Origin of the sequence: Kineosporia sp. NBRC 101731 (assembly GCF_030269305.1) — a bacterium.
Lineage (GTDB): Bacteria > Actinomycetota > Actinomycetes > Actinomycetales > Kineosporiaceae > Kineosporia.
In genome coordinates this window covers 1-17063 of the sequence record NZ_BSTC01000010.1, presented here as the reverse complement: position 1 = coordinate 17063, position 17063 = coordinate 1, and the positions used below count along the sequence as shown (strand labels likewise).

15 protein-coding genes are annotated in these 17063 nt (G+C 70.9%); 4 read left to right on the top strand and 11 right to left on the bottom strand.

Annotation, left to right across the window (positions count from 1 at the left end):
* Positions 1–4: 4 nt before the first annotated feature.
* From QSK05_RS24445 to QSK05_RS24425, 5 genes are read right to left on the bottom strand one after another with little or no spacing between them, the layout of a single operon-like run.
* On the bottom strand, positions 5–742 hold the full coding sequence (locus tag QSK05_RS24445; RefSeq protein ID WP_285599646.1) for a GntR family transcriptional regulator: 738 nt from the start codon (positions 740–742) through the stop codon (positions 5–7).
* The gene (locus tag QSK05_RS24440; RefSeq protein ID WP_285599645.1) at positions 739–1566 is read right to left on the bottom strand and encodes an ABC transporter ATP-binding protein; all 828 of its coding nucleotides are present in this window, start codon (positions 1564–1566) and stop codon (positions 739–741) included. Before QSK05_RS24440 ends, QSK05_RS24445 begins: the two co-directional genes overlap by 4 nt.
* Positions 1563–2642, bottom strand: a complete 1080-nt coding sequence (locus QSK05_RS24435) for a FecCD family ABC transporter permease (protein ID WP_285599644.1) — start codon at positions 2640–2642, stop codon at positions 1563–1565. The genes QSK05_RS24440 and QSK05_RS24435 overlap by 4 nt, the downstream gene beginning before the upstream one ends.
* Positions 2639–3700 carry a FecCD family ABC transporter permease gene (locus QSK05_RS24430; RefSeq protein WP_285599643.1) on the bottom strand — a complete coding sequence of 354 codons (1062 nt, stop codon included), beginning with the start codon at positions 3698–3700 and terminating at the stop codon, positions 2639–2641. The genes QSK05_RS24435 and QSK05_RS24430 overlap by 4 nt, the downstream gene beginning before the upstream one ends.
* A complete protein-coding gene (locus tag QSK05_RS24425) occupies positions 3697–4665 on the bottom strand; it encodes an ABC transporter substrate-binding protein (protein WP_285599642.1) in 969 nt (322 codons plus the stop codon). The genes QSK05_RS24430 and QSK05_RS24425 overlap by 4 nt, the downstream gene beginning before the upstream one ends.
* 79 nt (positions 4666–4744) lie before the next feature.
* Between QSK05_RS24425 and QSK05_RS24420 the strand changes: the two genes are divergently transcribed.
* Positions 4745–5554: a sugar phosphate isomerase/epimerase family protein gene (locus tag QSK05_RS24420; protein ID WP_285599641.1), complete on the top strand. Its 810-nt coding sequence runs from the start codon at positions 4745–4747 to the stop codon at positions 5552–5554.
* Positions 5555–5587: 33 nt separating this feature from the next.
* Here QSK05_RS24420 and QSK05_RS24415 read toward each other — a convergent pair whose 3' ends face one another.
* The 6 genes from QSK05_RS24415 to QSK05_RS24390 all read right to left on the bottom strand — a co-directional run bounded on the left by QSK05_RS24415 (position 5588) and on the right by QSK05_RS24390 (position 11284).
* Complete coding sequence (locus QSK05_RS24415) at positions 5588–6316, bottom strand: PilZ domain-containing protein (protein WP_285599640.1); 729 nt, start codon at positions 6314–6316, stop codon at positions 5588–5590.
* 127 nt (positions 6317–6443) lie between these two features.
* On the bottom strand, positions 6444–7079 hold the full coding sequence (locus QSK05_RS24410) for a fasciclin domain-containing protein (protein WP_285599639.1): 636 nt from the start codon (positions 7077–7079) through the stop codon (positions 6444–6446).
* 123 nt (positions 7080–7202) lie between these two features.
* Positions 7203–7919, bottom strand: coding sequence for an anti-sigma factor (locus QSK05_RS24405; protein ID WP_285599638.1), 717 nt, complete (start codon positions 7917–7919; stop codon positions 7203–7205).
* On the bottom strand, positions 7912–8514 hold the full coding sequence (gene sigK, locus QSK05_RS24400) for an ECF RNA polymerase sigma factor SigK (protein ID WP_285599637.1): 603 nt from the start codon (positions 8512–8514) through the stop codon (positions 7912–7914). Before sigK ends, QSK05_RS24405 begins: the two co-directional genes overlap by 8 nt.
* A 67-nt stretch (positions 8515–8581) precedes the next feature.
* The gene (locus QSK05_RS24395; protein ID WP_285599636.1) at positions 8582–9637 is read right to left on the bottom strand and encodes a magnesium and cobalt transport protein CorA; all 1056 of its coding nucleotides are present in this window, start codon (positions 9635–9637) and stop codon (positions 8582–8584) included.
* 159 nt (positions 9638–9796) lie between these two features.
* Complete coding sequence (locus tag QSK05_RS24390; RefSeq protein WP_285599635.1) at positions 9797–11284, bottom strand: glutamate-cysteine ligase family protein; 1488 nt, start codon at positions 11282–11284, stop codon at positions 9797–9799.
* A gap of 123 nt (positions 11285–11407) precedes the next feature.
* Here QSK05_RS24390 and QSK05_RS24385 point away from each other — a divergent pair, with 123 nt between their 5' ends.
* The 3 genes from QSK05_RS24385 to QSK05_RS24375 all read left to right on the top strand — a co-directional run.
* A complete protein-coding gene (locus tag QSK05_RS24385; protein ID WP_285599634.1) occupies positions 11408–12712 on the top strand; it encodes an exonuclease SbcCD subunit D in 1305 nt (434 codons plus the stop codon).
* Positions 12712–16263 carry an AAA family ATPase gene (locus QSK05_RS24380; RefSeq protein ID WP_285599633.1) on the top strand — a complete coding sequence of 1184 codons (3552 nt, stop codon included), beginning with the start codon at positions 12712–12714 and terminating at the stop codon, positions 16261–16263. The genes QSK05_RS24385 and QSK05_RS24380 overlap by 1 nt, the downstream gene beginning before the upstream one ends.
* Positions 16264–16418: 155 nt before the next feature.
* The coding region (locus QSK05_RS24375; RefSeq protein ID WP_285599632.1) for a DUF222 domain-containing protein at positions 16419–17063 on the top strand (645 nt) is incomplete at its 3' end.

Below are 17063 nucleotides of genomic sequence, written 5' to 3'. Positions count from 1 at the left end.
GGATTCAGGAGCCGAGAGAGGCCAGCCAGGCCGCCGACTCGGGCGTCGTCGGCGGATGGGTGGTGGCGTACGAGAGCACGAAACTCAGCGACGCGGGATCGCTCAGTTCGCTGAGGACAGCCTCCGTGTCACCCGACTCGATCTTCTCGAACAGGCGACGGTGCCGGGCCGCCCGGGCGGTCAGGGACTCCGTGTCGGCCCGCGCCGCCCGGTTCAGGCGCATGCACAGGCGCAGTTGCAGGGCGATGGCACGGTAGGCGTCGTCCAGGCGGGAGTGCCCGGCCAGGCCGATGAGAGCGAGGTGGAAGCGGGAGGAATCTTCGGTGGACAGGTCTTCACGGTCATCGGCGGCGTTGTGCTCCCAGATCTCGAGGGCCTCACGCAGCGTCTCCAGCCGGGCGGGAACCCGGCAGGGCACCCCGAGCCGCACCGCCATCGTCTCCAATGTGGTGCGCAGCGTGACGATCTCGTAGACGTCGTGGAGCGTGAGCACCCGCACCACGGCACCGCGACGGGGCACCTGCTCGATGAGCCCCTCCTGCTGCAGGATGCGCAGGGCCTCGCGCAGCGGCGGCCGGCTGACCCCCAGCGTGGTGGTGAGCTGGTTCTCCACCACCCGCTCGCCCTGGTCCAGCTCACCGCGCAGGATCATGCCGCGCAGTGCGTCGGCGGCCAGGTCGGTCATGCTCGGTGGGTCGCCGATCATCACGTGGGCGCGACGTCCTCGTCCGCTCGTGCTCATCTCGTCCTATCCGGGAAATCGTCCTGTCCGGGAGCTGGAACCGCACGACCGTGCGGGAGAACCACCGGCCGGCCCGTGCGCGGATCGCTGACCACGTCGCAGTCCAGGTCGAAGACCCGGGCCAGCACCTCGGGGGTGATCACGTCGCCGTACCCGCCGTCGGCAACCACCCTACCGGTGCGCATCGCCACGATCCGGTTCGCGTACCGGGCGGCCAGACTGAGATCGTGCAGCACCATCACGACCGTGGTGCCGGCCTCGGTGTGCAGCGATCGCAGCAGGTCGAGCACCTCGATCTGGTGCACCACGTCGAGGTAGGTGGTGGGCTCGTCGAGCAGGAGCAGCTGCGGTTCCTGGGCCAGGGCCATCGCGATCCAGGCCCGCTGCCGCTGCCCGCCGGACAGCGACTCCAGCTCCCGCGCGGCCAGGTCGAGCAGACCGCAGCGGGCGAGGGCGGCCAGGCTGATCTCCTCGTCGCGGGCCGACCACTGGTCGTACCAGCGGCGGTGCGGGTCCCGGCCCCGGGCCACCAGGTCGAGCACGCTCAGGCCGTCGGGGGCCGTGGGCGACTGCGGCAGCACACCCATCCGCTGCGCCACCAGGCGGGAGGGCAGCCGGTTGATCACGGTGCCGTCGAGCGTCACCACCCCGGCGTCGGGTTTCTGCAAACGGGCGAGAGTACGCAGCAGCGTGGACTTCCCGCAGCCGTTGGGCCCGATGACGGCGGTCACGGTGCCGGGTTCCACACCGATGCTGACATCGTCCAGGGCCGGTGCGCCGGTGTAGGCCACGGTCAGCCCGGATCCGCTGATGGACGAACTCACGACAGCACTCCCTTGCGGTGGCGGACGAGCAGCCAGATCAGGAACGGGGCGCCGACGAACGCGGTGACGGCACCGGTCGGGATCTGGATCGGGGCGAACGCGGTGCGCGCCACCAGATCGGCGGTCACCAGCAGCAGCGCACCGAGAACGGCGGACGCGGCCAGCGGCGGTCCGGCGGCTCCGGTCGCCAGACGGGCAAGATGAGGGACGACCAGCGCCACGAAGCCGATCGGGCCGGCGACCGCGGTGGTCGCCCCGGCGAGCACCACGGCCGCCATCAGCAGCATCGTCTGGGTGCGGCCGGTGGCCAGGCCCAGGCCCCGCGCGACGTCGATCCCCAGGCGCAGCGTGAGCAGGCGCGGCGCCAGCACCACCAGCGGCGGGCCGATCACCGCCAGGGCCGCCGTGGCTGACCAGAACTCCGGCCAGGAGCGGCCGTTCAGGGTCCCGGTGAGCCAGAGGTTGGCCCGGGCGGCGTCGTCGACGGTCGCCGCGACCATCAGCCAGCTGACGATGCCCGACAGAAAGGCCGACACCCCGATACCGACGAGCAGAGGACGAAGCCCGTCGGCTCCGGTGCGCCGCAGCAGGATGAGCACGCCTCCGGTCGCGAGGCCCGCCCCGATCAGCGCCGCCGCCGGCAGCCCGACCGAGCGGAGCAGGCCGGACGAGGCGCCGTCACCACCGATGACGATGACCGTCACGGCCCCGACGCTCGCCCCGGCGGTGACGCCGAGCAGGTCGGGACTGGCCAGCGCGTTACGGGCGGTGGCCTGCACGATCGCACCGGACACCCCGAGAGCCGCGCCGACCACCAGGCCGAGCAGGACCCGGGGCAGGCGGATCGTGGTGAGCACGAGCTCTTCCATCGGGTTGCCGCGACCGAGCAGCACCGCGATCACGCGGCCCGGCGGGATGCGGTAATCACCCGTCCCGGCGGAGATCACGGCGACCGCGAGCGCAAGCACCAGGCCGATCCCGATCACCGTCAGATGACGCACCCGCAGCCGGGCGCTGAGGCCGAACACCCGGACGGCGGGCACCGCACCGGTGAGCCGGGAGACCTCGGTGCTCATCGGCGTCCCCCATTGGCTCGTAGGCGCAGCACGATCACGACGAACGCCGGGGCCCCGAAGACACCCAGCACCACCCCCACCGGAAGTTCGGCCGGATGCACCACCAGACGGCCCGCGACGTCGGCGAGCAGCACGAGAATCGCACCCACGAGCGCACACTGCGGCAGGAGCCAGCGGTGGGCGGGACCGGTGAGGTGACGCACCACGTGCGGTGCGAGGAGCCCGACGAACCCCAGGGAACCGGCGCCGGCGACGGCTCCCCCGACCAGCAGGGTGACGGCCGCCAGACCGATCAGACGGGTATGTAGAGGGTTTCGGCCCAAAGCCTTCGCGGCGTCGTCGCCGAGGGCGAGGGCATCCAGGGCGGGGGCGTGGACCAGCGCGAGGACGATCCCGGCGAGGACCAGCGGGCCGGCGACGGTCAGGACCTCCGGGCCGGGAGCGCCGGCCAGGGAGCCGACGGTCCAGAAGCGGTACACGTCGAGGGTGGCCGAGTCGAGCAGGAGCATGACCCCGGTGATGGCCCCGAGCAGGGCGTTGACGGCGGCCCCGGCGAGCACCAGAGAGGCGGGTGAGGCGTCGCGGCGGCGGGCTCCGGCCAGGCCCACCGCGGCGACCAGCACGGTTCCGGTGAAGGCGCCGAGCAGGCAGAACCACAGGTAGCCGGCCGGGTCGGTGATGCCGAGCAGGAAGATCGCCAGAACCACGGCGACGGCGGCGCCCGAGGTGACGCCGAGCAGGCCGGGATCGGCGAGGGGGTTGCGGGTGTGGCCCTGGATGACGGCACCCGCCACCGCGAGTCCCGCACCGGCGATCACGGCGGCGACGGTGCGGCTCAGACGCAGGTCGAGCACGATGGCGCGGGCCTCGAGGGAACCAGAACCCCGGACCACGTCGAGCAGTTCACCGGGGCCCAGGGCACGGGACCCGGCGGCGAGACTGAGCAGCACGGCGAGCCCCAGGCCGGCGGCGGTCGCGGCGAGCTGGCCGGCCTGCGCCGGAGCGGTTCTCGCCCGGGCGGCCGGGGGCCGGGTGGCCACGGATCCGGAGAGGCTCATGTCCGGTAGAGCTGCTCGACCACGTCGAGCACGTGCATCGCGGTGATCGGGCCGCCCTCGAACGAGAACTTGTCGGTGCGCACGACCCGGTCGTTCTTCACCGCGGGCAGTTCCTGGAAGAGTTTGTCCTTCTCGGACGCCTCCCGGTCGTCCGTGGTGTTGATGGCGACCAGCATGGCGTCGGCGTCCTGGTAAGCCTTCAGCGTCTGTTCCGGGCTGAACTCGACCTCGGTGTCGGCGTCGGCGATCGCGTCGGCGAAGGCCTGTGACGGGGTGGCGCCGATGTCGCGCAGCACCTGCGACTGCAGGCGCTGGGCGCGGACGCCGGTTCCCTCCAGGTTGTAGACGATCGGCGCGACCTTGGTGCTCGCGATCTCGTCGGCGTACTTCTCCTTGATCTGCGCCACCCGGGCGTCGTAGGCGGCGATCTGCCCGGCGGCCTTCGCGCTGGTGCCGGTGGCCTCGCCGAGCAGGGTGAGGTCGTCCTGCCAGGTCGAGGTGGTCTGCTCGCCGACGGTCACGACCGGGGCGATGGCCTGGAGTTCGGCCTGGATGCCCTCCACGTCACCGGCCCGGCTGACGATCAGGTCGGGGCCGGTGGCGGCGATGGCCTCGAGGTTGATCTCGCCCTCGATGAAGAGTTCCTTCGCGCCGGAGGCCTTCACCGCGGCGGCGAGCGGATTCTCCAGTTCGTAGCCGGCCCCCGGGTCGAGCTGCGGGACGCCGGTGAGCGGCAGGCCGAGGGCGAGCACCAGGTCCTGGTCGCGTCGGCCCTCGAGAACGACCACGGAGTCGATCTTCTCGGGTACCTCGACGGCGCCGAGCGCGGTCTGGACCGTGCGGGTGGCTCCGGCCGTACCGGTGCTGCCGGAGCTGCCGGAGCTGGCCGACCCGCAGGCCGTGGTGAGAAGAGCGATGGTGCAGGCCGCACCGGCCCGGCGCAGCGAAGATCGAACGGAAGACATGAGGATAGGTTTACCTAACATTGTCTACAGAAGGCAATGGGGCAGGATGGGAGGGCCCAGACGCCGCGAAAGGTCACCCATGTCCCTGCAGATCGCTCTCGCCACCGGCCCCTCCCCGCTCGAGGAGACTTTTCCGCGAGTTGCCGAAGAGGGGCTCTCCGGGCTGGAGTTCAGCTGCCAGCACGCCGCGAACCGACCCGAGCGCTTCGACGCCGAGCGGTTGACACTGGTCGCGGACCTGCTGGACCAGCACGACTTCTCCGCCGTTCTGCACACCGACTCGGCGGTGAACGTCGCCGAGATCACACCGGGCGTCCGCGAGGCGGTTGCGGAGCACCTGACCGGATATGTCGACCTCGCCGAGGGTCTGGGCTGCCCCGTCGTCATCGTGCACGGCGGCTACTGGTTCGGTGACGACCGCGAGGCGCGGGTCGAGCAGGCGGCGCGCACCCTGGGCCGGGCCGCCCGGTACGCCGCGGAGCGGGGCATCACCCTGGCGCTGGAGAACATGAACGAGCTGCCGACCACGGCGGAGATCCGCTACCTGGGCTGCACGGCCGACGAGGTGCTGACCATCCTCGACCTGGCCGACTCCCCCGCCCTGACCGCCTGCGCCGACCTGGGCCACGCGAACCTGCTGCCCGGTGGTGCACCGGCGTTCGTGGAACAGCTGAAGGGCCGCATCGGGCACGTGCAGCTCACCGACAACGACGGCGTCATCGACCACCACCTGGCCCTGGGCGAGGGCACCCTCGATGTGGCTGCGGCCCTGGACGCCCTGGCCGCAACGGGTTACGACGCCCAGGTCGCGATCGAGCTGGACTCCCCCGACGCCCAGACCCGAAGCCTGACCCACCTCCGCGAGAAGGCCCCGCACCACCTGCCGTGAAAAACCCCTTCGGTGAGCACGCGGCGGGTGGGGCTAGCGGCGGTTGGCCCGCTCGGTGCGTTCGCGGTTGAACACCAGGCGCACCAGGCGTTCGCGGTCGATGGGTGAGATGTCGGTGAACTCGGCGCGAAAGCCCTTGCGGGTCTCCTCCAGCACGATCATCAGCACCGGCACCAGGTCGCCGCCGGGCAGCGTGACCTCGCCGTAGATCTGGACGCCGGGGGTGATCGGGGCGCTCTCCTCCAGGTCGGCGCACAGCCCACCGGCCGAGATCGACGTGGTGACGCCGATCAGGGTGGCCATCGCCTCGGGACCCGGTCCCATCGCGGCCAGCGAACCCGGCTGCAGGGGGCGGCGGGTCGGTGGACCCCGGCGGACGCCCGTCTGGTCCGGGCGCCCCATCAGCGTCCCCCGGAACTCCAGATTCACCGGCCCGCGCACGTTCTCCCGACGCTGATCGGTGAGAGAGGCAGGACGGAGCGCCTCCGAGGGCCGGGTCTTGGCCGAGCGCAGCATGAGATCACCGGCAGTGGCGACGATCTCGACGTCCATCCGGATCGGGCCGGAGTCGGTGGTGAGGTCGACGGTGAGCGGGCCGGACGCGGGGTCCGGGAGGCCGGCGTCCTGCAGGCTCTGCAGATCGGCCATGACCGGGATCGCCCAGCCGGAGCCGGTCAGGTCCACGGTACGCAGCGAGCGCATCGACACCTCGACGTCGCCGGCCCGCACGACCAGCTTGCTGCCCCAGGCGATCGACGCCATCGGAAAACCCCATCCTCGAACCGGCTGTACTCCTGCCGGATTCAGTGTGGGGCCGTCACAGCCTGTTGTTCAGGTATCGACGAAATGATCACCCGAACGCAGCAGGCCGTGACGCCCGGTCACGATTTCAGGGCCGGAGCACCTTGTCGATCAGGTACACCGTGGCGTTGGCGGTCTTGATACCGCCGCAGATCACGTTTGCGCCGTTGACCTTGATGGTGTTGCCCTTACCGGTGACGTCGAGTTCTTCACCCTGCACGCTGACCTGCTTGCCGACCACCTCGGAGGGCTCCAGCTCATCGGCGATCACGTGGTAGGTGAGCACCTTGGCCAGTTCGGCGGGGTTCTTCCTGAGCTTGTCCATGGTCTTCGCGTCGAGCTGGGCGAAGGCCGTGTCGACCGGCGCGAAGACGGTGTACTCCTTGCCGTTGAGGGTCTCCTTGAGGTTCACCGTGGGGTTCAGCTTGCCGGAGAGGGCCTTGGTGAGCGTCTTCAGCATCGGGTTGTGGCTCGCGGCGGTGACGACGGGGTCGTTCGCCATGCCCTCCACCGAGCCCTTCCCGGTGGGTACCTGGGTGACGTAGGCATTGCAGCCCGGCCCGACCAGGCTGGCCTGCTCCACGGACAGGTTGGCGGGGGCGGTGGCGGAAACCGCGGTCGGGGTGGCGTTCGCCGTGCTGTCGCTGCCGCTGCACGCCGCCAGCCCGACGGTCGCCGTGAGCGTGGCACCGAGAGCGATCGTCCGGCGGATCTGCGTGTTCATGGAACGGCCTTCTTCCCCTGGCAGACGTCGATTTCCGGCTCCACCCTCCTCCGGGGGGCAGCCCCGGCGACCAGAGCGAAACACCTGGTAGGGAAATCGTCCGATCGTGGGAGCGACCGGAATTCAGGACGCGCTGAGCTCCACCACCGGGGTGGTGGTCGGCCGCACCGACCCGCCGGCCGGCTCGACCGACACCGCCAGGCGGACGTCGGTGCTCAGGCCGGTCATGAACGCGGAACCGTCACCGTCCCGGACGCTCAGGATCCCCCCGGACTGCACCGTCCCGTCCCGCATCACCCACATCTGGTACTCGTGGCCGCTCGGCGCGTCCGGTATCCCGCTGGTGGACAGCACGGCTCCGCCGTCGGCCATCACCATCGTGGCCCGGCCACCGCCCGCCACCTCGCGGCTCGTCTCGATCCGGTCGGGGTCGGTGAGGACGCGGGTGATCCCGGCGGCCGTCGCGCGGGCCTCCTGGGCGAGGCGGTGCTCGTGCCAGGCCGTCCCGCCGAGCCCCGCCACCCCGGCGATCACGAGCAGGACCGCCGCGGCCCCGGCGAGAAGGCGCCCCTGACCGAAACGGCGACCGGGTCGTCCACTGCTGGAGGACAGTTGCCGGGTACGGCCGATCTCGGACATCACCGCGGCGTGCAGACCGGCGGGAGCCGGCTCGGCGACCCGGGCGGCCAGGGAGGCCGCGGCCTCGGAGAACTCCCGCACCTCGAGGGTGCAGGACTCGCAGTCGGGCAGGTGCCGCTCGAAGGCGCGGCGTTCCAGGTCGTCCAGCGCGTCCAGCGCGTAGGCAGCGGCCAGTGTGTGCAGATCATGCAGGTCAGGCATCCGAGCCCACCCCCAGGCAGTCGCGCAGCCGGATCAGCCCGTCACGCATTCTCGTCTTTACCGTGCCCAGCGGGAGCTTGAGCAGGCCGGCCACGTCGGCGTACGAGCGACCGCCGTAATAGGCCAGGGTGACCGTGTCCCGCTGACGCGGGGTCAGGCCGTCCAGGCAGTGACGCACCCGCTCGGCGTCGAGGGTGCGTTCCACCTTCTCGACCACCTCGTCGTACTCGCGCTCGTTGCTGCGCGAGGCCACCACCTGGTCGCGGTTGCGGGCGGCCTGGGAACTGCGCACCCGGTCGACGGCCCGGCGGTGGGTGAGGGTGGCGATCCAGGCGCGGGCGCTGCCCTTGGCCGCGTCGAAGCGGGCAGCGCTGCGCCAGACCTCGAGCAGCACCTCCTGGGCGACCTCCTCGGCCTGGTGCGGGTCGCGCAGCACCGACCGGGCCAGGCCGAACACCACGTCGGCCACCCGGGCGTACACCTGCTCGAAGGCGGCCTCGTCACCACGCCCCACCCGCTCCAGCAGCGTCTCGGTCGTCTCGCCCGGTTCAGGAACCGAACTCAGACCGGGTGCGGCCTCTTGCCGTCCCACCATCAGTGCCTCCCAGATCCGCACTCCGGCATCAGTTCGGAGCGCCCCCGCCCGCGGATTGGTGGCACCGTCAGAGCCAGTTGTTGCGCTTGAACAGGCCCCAGAGCCCGGCGCTGATGCCGACGATCGCGGTGATGGCGAAGTAGTACCCGTAATGCCATCTCAGCTCGGGCATGTTGTCGAAGTTCATTCCGTAGATCCCGGCGATCGCGGTGGGCACCAGGCCGATCGCGGCCCACGCCGAGATCTTGCGCATGTCCTCGTTCTGCCGCACCGAGACCTCGTTCTGCGTCACCGACAGACGGGCCACGTTGGCCTGGAGCACGTCGGAGAGCAGGCTGTCCTGGCGCTCGATCTCGTCGGTCACCCGCATGATGTGGTCGTGCACGTCGCGGAAGTACTGCCGGGCCTTGTCATCCATCCCGGGCAGTGAGCCCGTCATCAGCTTGAACATCGGTTCGCCCAGCGGTATCACCGCCCGGCGGAACTCCAGCACCTCACGCTTGAGCTTGTAGATACGCTCGGTGTGGTCGGCCTCACGCTCGCCGAACACCTGCTGCTCGATCTCCGCGATGTCGTCGTCGATCGACTGCGCCACCTCGGCGTACTCGTCCACGATCAGGTCGGCCACCCGGTGCAGCACCGCGATCGGGCCGCGCTCGCTCGACTCCAGCCGCCCGGCGTCCAGTTCCTTGCGCACCCGGGTGAGCACATCGGTCTTGCCGTGCCGCACCGACACCAGGAAGTGCGGGCCGATGAAGAGCGCGATCTCCTCGACGTCGACGATCTCCTCGCGGTCCACGTACCGCACCGGGCGCAGCACCATGAACCACAGGTCCTCGTACACCTCGAGCTTGGCCCGCTGGTGGGCGCTGATCGCGTCCTCCACGGCCAGGTCGGGCAGCCGGAACTCCTCGGCCACGTGCAGCACGTCGTCCGCGGACGGATTCTGCAGGCCGATCCAGACGAAACCGTCGGTGCGGCGGGCGGTACGGGCGGCCTTCTGCATGGGCAGCCGGGTGCTGCGCTTGAGGCCCGGCTCGTAGACCGCACAGTCGCCGATCACGTCTTCCACGTTGTGGTGCCGTTGCCGACGAGGGATGCCGTCCGTCTGCTCCGTGTCCACGGGCCGCCTGTCCCACGTACTCATCCACACCGGCCGCGCCGCGCGCAGGCGCTCCAACGCGAGATCCCGGTTCTGTAACCCACGCGCGAACCAGCGCTGAGGCGTCCTCAATTGAACTCCAGCCCACATACCCCGAACCGACCACCGAACCCCGCGAGGCTACGGCAACGACCAGGTGTGTACCGGCTCATTCGCGTGCATACCCTCGCAGTAACGCTCGGTCATCCGGCGTAGCGCCTCGGCGCGATCCATCCCGGACGAGCCACCGGCGCCCTGCTCCAGCCGCTCCACCGCCGCCACCTGCCAGGCCGCCCCGTTCAGGCCGGACTTCACCCGGTCCTCGATGATGCCCAGGTAACGGTCCACGTCGCTGCCCGGCACCCCGGCCGAGGCCAGACCCTCGGCCGCCATCGGCAGCATCCGCCGCAGCACCAGCTCGTCCACCCCGGACTGCCCCAGCCCGGGGGTGTACACCGTGGCGTCCAGACCGTCCTTGGCACAGGCCAGGAAATTGTCCTCGGCCGCCGCGAACGACATCTTCGACCAGACCGGCCGGGACTCCTCCATCAGCGTGCGCAGCACCCCGTGGAAGAACGCCGCGTTGGCCACCGTGTCCACCACCGTCGGGCCGGCCGGCAGCACCCGGTTCTCCACCCGCACGTGCGGTTCCCCGTCGACCACCGCGTAGATCGGCCGGTTCCAGCGGTAGACCGTGCCGTTGTGCAGCCGCAGCTCCTGGAGCGTGGGGGCCTTCCCGGCGTCGAGCACCGCCACCGGGTCCTCCTCGCTCAGTTCGGGCAGCAGCGAGGGGAAGTACCAGCCGTTCTCGGCGAACAGGTCGAAGATCGAGGAGATCCACTTCTCCCCGAACCAGACCCGGGGACGCACCCCCTGGTTCTGCAGCTCCTGCGGGCGGGTGTCGGTGGCCTGCTTGAAGAGCTCGATCCGGGTCTCGGCCCAGAGCCGGCGACCGAAGAAGAACGGCGAGTTCGCGCCCACCGCCAGCTGCGGGCCGGCCAGCACCTGCGCGGCGTTCCAGGCGCGGGCGAAGTCGTCCGGGTGCACCTGCACATGCAATTGCACGCTGGTGCAGGCGGACTCGGGCGCCAGCGAGTTCGCGAAGGTGGAGAGCCGTTCGGCGCCGGTGATGTCGAGGTGCAGGTTCTCACCCCGCGCGGCGAGGATCGAGTCGTTGAGGGCCTTGTACCGCGGGGAGGCGGTCATCCACTCCGGGTCGTTCAGGTGCTCGGGCATCGTCGTGGGCAGGATGCCCACCATCACGATGTGCGCGCCGTTCTCGTTGGCGGCGCTCTCCGCCTGGTTCAGCACCTCCCGCAGGCGACCCTCCATGCGGGCCAGCTCGCCCAGCGGCGAGGGCTCCACGTTCAGCTCGATGTTGTAGGCACCCAGCTCGGTCTGGAAGTTCGGGTCGCCGATCCCCTCGAGCACCGCGGCGTTGCGCAGCGTCGGCCGGTAGTCCGGGCCGACCAGGTTCAGTTCCATCTCCAGGCCGGTCATCGGCCGGTCGTCGTCGAAGTTCCAGGTGGCCAGGACCCGCTCGAACACGTCGAGGCAGAGATCCACCTTCTCGCGGTAGCGCTGCCTCTCCTCCGCCGTGTAGCGGCTCGCGGAGATCTCGTCACCCATGCTCTCGACCAAACCACACTCCGGCCGTGCTGGCGAGAGCAGATGATCAATGGTGCATACGGAGTTACACCCGGCGATGCATGTCCGAGACGCTCCGCTTTTGTCCGTATTTTCGGAGTGGCGATGACGGAACTGTCGGTGGGCGAGCCTACGGTGTTCGTCGTGCGCATCCTCCACAGCTCCGACTGGCACCTGGGCCGGTCGTTCCACCGGGTGGATCTGCTGGCCGCCCAGGCGGCCCAGTTCGATCACCTGGTCGGGGTGGTGCGGGCCGAGAAGATCGACGTGGTGCTGGTCGCGGGCGACATCTACGACCGGGCGCTGCCGGGGGTCGACGCGGTGGCCCTGCTCGACGAGGGTCTGCACCGGCTGGTCTCGGCCGGGGCGCAGGTGATCCTCTCCAGCGGCAACCACGACTCCTCCCGCCGGCTGGGGTTCAACGCCCGGCTGCTGTCCGCGGCCGGGCTGCACATCCGCACCGATCCGGTCGCCGTGGGCACACCCGTCCTGCTGCCCGACGAGCACGGTGAGGTGGCGTTCTACCCGATCCCCTACCTTGAACCCGCGCTGGCCGCCGGGGTGCTGGGGTCCGAGCGCAGTCACCCGGGGGTGCTCGGGGCGGCCCTGGACCTGGTCCGGCACGACCTGGCGTCCCGGCCCGGGGTGCGCTCGGTGGTCTCCGCACACGCCTTCGTGATGGGCGGCTCGGCCTCCGACAGCGAGCGCGAGCTGTCCGTCGGGGGTCTGGGCCAGGTGCCGCTGGGGTTGTTCGACGGCATCGACTACGTGGCGCTGGGGCATCTGCACGGGCGGCAGCACCTGGCCCGCCCGGTGCGGTACAGCGGTTCCCCGCTGGCGTTCTCGTTCTCCGAGGCGGCTCACGTCAAGGGCAGCTGGATGGTGTCTCTGGACGCGGACGGCCTGCGGTCCGTCGAGGAGGTCCCGGCGCCGGTGCCGCGGCGGCTGGCCCGGTTGCGCGGTCACCTCTCCGAGTTGCTGGGTTCAGAACGCTTTGCGAACGATGAGAGCAGCTGGGCCCAGATCACCCTCACCGATCCGCAGCGTCCGGCCGAGCCGATGGAGCAGCTGCGGCGGCGTTTTCCGCATCTGCTGGAACTACGGCTGGAGCCCGACCGTTCGGCCGGTGCCGGGCCCGCGTCGTACACCGAGAAGATCGCCGGGCGGCCCGATCTGGATGTCTGCTGCGGCTTTCTCGAGCATGTCCGGGACCGTCCCGCCACCCCCGCCGAGACGGTGCTCATGCAGCAGGCGCTGGAGGCCGCGCTGATCGAGAGCATGGAGGGCGTCGCCCCCGGCCCGGCCTACCGCGACCTGGCGGCGATGGCCGCGGAGACGGTCTCGGACGCGGAACTGCACGCCCTGCTCTCGCCCCGGGGTAAGGGCCGCCGTCCGGGCCGGTCCGCCTGATGCGTCTGCACCGGCTGGAGATCACCGCGTTCGGGCCTTTCGCGGAGCGTCAGAGCATCGACTTCGACGAGCTCAGCGACGCCGGGCTGTTCCTGCTGCACGGCCCCACCGGGGCGGGCAAGACCAGCGTGCTCGACGCCATCTGCTTCGCCCTCTACGGCCGGGTGCCGGGCAGTCGCGGCGCCGGGTCCCGCTACCGCAGCGACCACGCCGACCCGGCCGTGAAGTCCGAGGTGGTGTGCGAGTTCACGGTCTCGGGGCGGCGTCTGGAGATCACCCGCTCCCCCGAGTGGCAGCGCCCGAAGAAGCGCGGCACCGGATTCACCCGTGAGCAGGCGCGGGTGGTGGTGCGCGAGCGGGCCGGTGACGACTGGGTCGGCCTCACCCATCGCATGGACGAGGCCGGCGACCTGATCGGGCAGCTCATCGGGCTGGGGCCCGACCAGTTCACCAAGCTGGTGCTGCTGCCCCAGGGCGAGTTCGCGGCGTTCCTGCGGGCCACCGCCGAGGAACGCCGCCCGCTGCTCCAGAAGCTCTTCGGCACCGACCGTTTCGCCGCCGTCGAGGGCTGGCTGGGCGAACGGCGGCGTGAGGCTGCGGGGTCGGTGGGCGCGGCCCGCGAGGAGACGGCGCGCCTCTTCGCCCGGGCGTCCGAGGCCAGCCTCGGGCCGTCCGTTCCCCCGGGTCCCGCGCCCGATCTCGGTGACACCGAGGCCGTCGCCCGGCGGGTACGCGCCTGGGCCCGGCAGGCCCAGACCGAGCTGCGCAGTGCCCACGCGGCCGTGGGACGGGCCGAGACCGCGCACGAGAAGGCCCGTCTCGCGAGCGACGCGATCACCGAGCGGGTGCGCCTGCGCGACCGCCGGCGCGAACTGGGCGCCGAACGCGATCTCCTGACCGCGCACGCCCAGGATCAGGAAGAGCGCCGGGCCCGGCTGCAGGCCGCGGGGCACGCCCCGGTGCTGCTGCCGTTGCTGGCCGAACTCGACGCGGCGTCGGCGGAGGTCGAGACCGCCGAATTCCGCGTCGAGTCGGCCGCGACCGGGGTGCGCAAGACCGGTGAGGCCGCCGTGCTCGAGGCGGTCCCGGCCACCCGGCTGGCGCAACTGCGGGCCGAGCTGGGGGCCCTCTCCACGTTGCTCTCCGCCGAGCTCGAGCTGGGGCGCCTCGACCGCGAGTTCACCGCGCGACACGATCAGGTGAACCGGGCCGAGCAGGAGCGGGCCGTCGCCGAGCGGGCCGGCCTCGCGCTGGCCGGGCAGGTCGAGCAGCTGCTGGCGGCCCGTAACGACAGTGAGGTACTGGCTTCCTCCGCCGGTGACCGGCAGCGCGACCTGGAACGCGCCAAGCGGGTGGCCGAGGCCGTGCTCACCGCGCAGCACCTGGCGCAGGAGCAGAACGCGCTGGAAGACACGCTGCGCGCGGTGATCGACGTGCACCAGGCAGCGGTCTCGGCCCAGCAGGAGCTCCAGGCCCGGCGCCTGGCCGGGATGGCCGCCGAGCTGGCGGCGGGTCTGGGCCGCCACGACGCGTGCCCGGTCTGCGGGTCGCGGGAACATCCCCGCCCGGCCCAGGATCACGGCGGCCTGGTCACCGACCAGGAGCAGGAACGCGCCGCCGAGCGGGAGGCCCAGACCGCCGCCCGCCGGGAGAAGGCACGCCAGCGGGTGGAGTCGGGGCGTCAGGAGATGGCCGCGCTGACCGCCATGACCGACGGCGCCGACGCCGGGTCCGCGATGGACGACCTGGCCGCCGCCCAGGCCCGCCTCACCGAGGCGAACCGGGCCCAGGCCCGGGTGACCCAGCTGAACGACCAGCTGGCCGGGCTGCAGGCGTCGCTGGAGGCCGCCCGCTCCCGGATCGAGACGGCCACCGAGGCCGCCTCCGCCGGCCGGGAAGACCTGGCCGCGCTCGACAGCCGCCGTGACGACCTGCGTGCCCGCCTCGACGAGGCCCGGGGCGAAGACGCCGGGTTGCAGGCCCGGCACAGCCGCCTGGTCGACGCGGTCGACGCCCTGACCGAGTACGAAGACGCCTCCCGGGCCCTGATCGCGGCTCTCTCCCGCCTCAAACGCGCCCGGGCTGCGGCCGATGATGCCTCTGCCGCAGCGGGTTTCCCTGACCGCGAGGCCGCCGCGGCAGCCGCTCTGACCGAGTCGGAGCGCGAGGAACTGGCCGCGCTCATCACCGACCACGACACCCGGCTGGCCCAGGTCACCGCGCTGCTCGACGAGCTGACCCGGGCGGAACAGGCCGCCGCCGGTCCTCCCCCGAAACCACGGCCGGCGAAGAGGCCGCGCCGGAAGAAGGCCACCCAGGACCAGCCCATGCTGGGTCTCTGGGAAGAGACCGGTCTCGTCCTGGACCTCCCGGACACGGCGCCGCCGGAGATCGGGTCACCCCAGGCCGACACAACTGCCGACAGAACTGAGGACGACGAGATCGGGCGGGGTCGGGCCGACGGCATCGGAAAGGTCGACGTTACTGGAAAGACTGGCGATGCTGGACAGACCGGTAGCGCTGGACAGACTGTCGGGATGGGAAGGGCTGGCGACACTGGACAGGCCAGTGGTGTCGGACAATCTGGCGGTGCTGGACTGGCCGGCAGTGCTGGACTGGCCGGCGGTGCTGGACTGGCCGGCGGTGCTGGACTGGCCGGCGGTGCTGGAACGGCCGACGGGGCTGGACGGGTCGGCGAGACCGGACGGGTCCGCCCGACCGGGAAGGCTCGTGAAACTGAGGACGACACGCCGGAGGAGGTGGGGACCGTCCCGGGAACCGGGCGGGCGGGCGTCCCCCATTGGGTGGAGGCCGCCGATCTCGACACCCTGGCCGACGAGCTGACCGAAGCCTTCGCGGTCGCGCGGGCGGCACATCAGGCGGCGCAGGAGCGGCACACGCTGGCCACCCGGGCAGCCCGGGCCCTCAGCGGCCTGGCCGACGAGCTGGAGCTGCACGCCACCGAGACCGCTCCACTGCGAAGCTCTTTCGCCACGCTGGATGCTGTGTCCCGCTGTGTCGAGGGCACCGGCGGAGACAATCAGATGCGCATGCGACTGAGCGCGTACGTACTGGCCGCGCGCCTGGAACAGGTTGCCCAGGCGGCCAGTTCACGGCTGGCGGCGATGTCTGGCGGACGCTACGAACTCGTGCACACCGACGGCCCGTCGAAGGGCGGCGCCCGCTCCGGCCTGGGGCTGGCCGTGGTCGACGGCTGGACCGGTCAGCAGCGCGACCCGGGCACCCTGTCCGGCGGTGAGACGTTCTGCACCTCCCTGGCCCTGGCTCTCGGCCTGGCCGACGTGGTGCAGGCCGAAGCGGGCGGTGCGACCATCGAGACCCTTCTGGTGGACGAGGGTTTCGGCAGTCTCGACCAGGACACCCTGGACGAGGTGATGGACGTGCTCGACGGCCTGCGCAGCGGCGGGCGGGCAGTCGGCCTGGTCAGCCACGTAGCCGACCTGCGCGACCGGATCCCGGCCCAGCTCGAGGTGGTCAAGACCCGGACAGGGTCGTACCTGCGGGTCGGAGTAACAGCTTCTGCCGTATGAGTTTTGACTAAATCCTAGATATAGAAGAGATTTCGACTCATTGCGTCACCGTTGTCTCATGCTTCACTCGGGTTGTGGTGGGTCCTGCCTACGCAAAAGTGGCGTAGACTAGGGACACCTGTTCGAACCACGAGTGCGGGGGCGCGGTCATGGGAGTGGGTGTTCTGCTGTCGGCTTGGCCGGATGTCGATCTGGCGGCCATGTCTGCTCTTGAGCTGCTTCAGGCTGTTGAAAATTGTTCCTGTTCGAACGGTTCGGAGACGTTTCTTCTGGGTTCCGTGGCTGCCGCCGAGAGAATCAAGCGCTACCTCGACGCCTCGCAGGCTGAATGGCTCACCCGTGCAGCAGATCTTGCTGCTCGGAGCATGACCTCGAGCGGTTCCTACGACGCGGTCGATGGGATTGAGCTGACCGGCAGTGAGATTGCCTTGTCGCTGGGGCTGGGTCGTGGGGCAGCGATGAACCGGGTGGGTGACTCGATCCAGGTCTGTGAAGATCTGCCGGCGATCCTGGCGCTGGTGCGGGCGGGGAGCCTGGACTGGCGCACGGCGGTCGCGGTGAACACCCAGATGCGTAACGCTTTACAGCCCGGGACACCGGCGTGGCAGGCCGTGCAGGACTCTCTGGCGGCGCGTCTGGCGGGCAAGACCTATCAGCAGGCCACGGATGCCGTGCGGCGCGCGATTCAGAAGGCCGATCCGGAGGCGGCCCGTCGGCGGCGGGAGGCGAAGAAGAAAGAACGCTGCGTGCATGCCTACCCGTTGACCGATGGGATGGGAGGGCTGGACGCCGTGCTGCAG

Excerpts from the sequence above, each read along its gene's own strand:
- QSK05_RS24445 (WP_285599646.1), bottom strand. The coding sequence starts at position 742 with ATGAGCACGAGCGGACGAGGACGTCGCGCCCACGTGATGATCGGCGAC.
- QSK05_RS24435 (WP_285599644.1), bottom strand. The coding sequence starts at position 2,642 with ATGAGCACCGAGGTCTCCCGGCTCACCGGTGCGGTGCCCGCCGTCCGG.
- QSK05_RS24430 (WP_285599643.1), bottom strand. The coding sequence starts at position 3,700 with ATGAGCCTCTCCGGATCCGTGGCCACCCGGCCCCCGGCCGCCCGGGCG.
- QSK05_RS24425 (WP_285599642.1), bottom strand. The coding sequence starts at position 4,665 with ATGTCTTCCGTTCGATCTTCGCTGCGCCGGGCCGGTGCGGCCTGCACC.
- QSK05_RS24420 (WP_285599641.1), top strand. The coding sequence starts at position 4,745 with ATGTCCCTGCAGATCGCTCTCGCCACCGGCCCCTCCCCGCTCGAGGAG.
- QSK05_RS24415 (WP_285599640.1), bottom strand. The coding sequence starts at position 6,316 with ATGGCGTCGATCGCCTGGGGCAGCAAGCTGGTCGTGCGGGCCGGCGAC.
- QSK05_RS24410 (WP_285599639.1), bottom strand. The coding sequence starts at position 7,079 with ATGAACACGCAGATCCGCCGGACGATCGCTCTCGGTGCCACGCTCACG.
- QSK05_RS24405 (WP_285599638.1), bottom strand. The coding sequence starts at position 7,919 with ATGCCTGACCTGCATGATCTGCACACACTGGCCGCTGCCTACGCGCTG.
- sigK (WP_285599637.1), bottom strand. The coding sequence starts at position 8,514 with ATGGTGGGACGGCAAGAGGCCGCACCCGGTCTGAGTTCGGTTCCTGAA.
- QSK05_RS24390 (WP_285599635.1), bottom strand. The coding sequence starts at position 11,284 with ATGGGTGACGAGATCTCCGCGAGCCGCTACACGGCGGAGGAGAGGCAG.
- QSK05_RS24385 (WP_285599634.1), top strand. The coding sequence starts at position 11,408 with ATGACGGAACTGTCGGTGGGCGAGCCTACGGTGTTCGTCGTGCGCATC.
- QSK05_RS24380 (WP_285599633.1), top strand. The coding sequence starts at position 12,712 with ATGCGTCTGCACCGGCTGGAGATCACCGCGTTCGGGCCTTTCGCGGAG.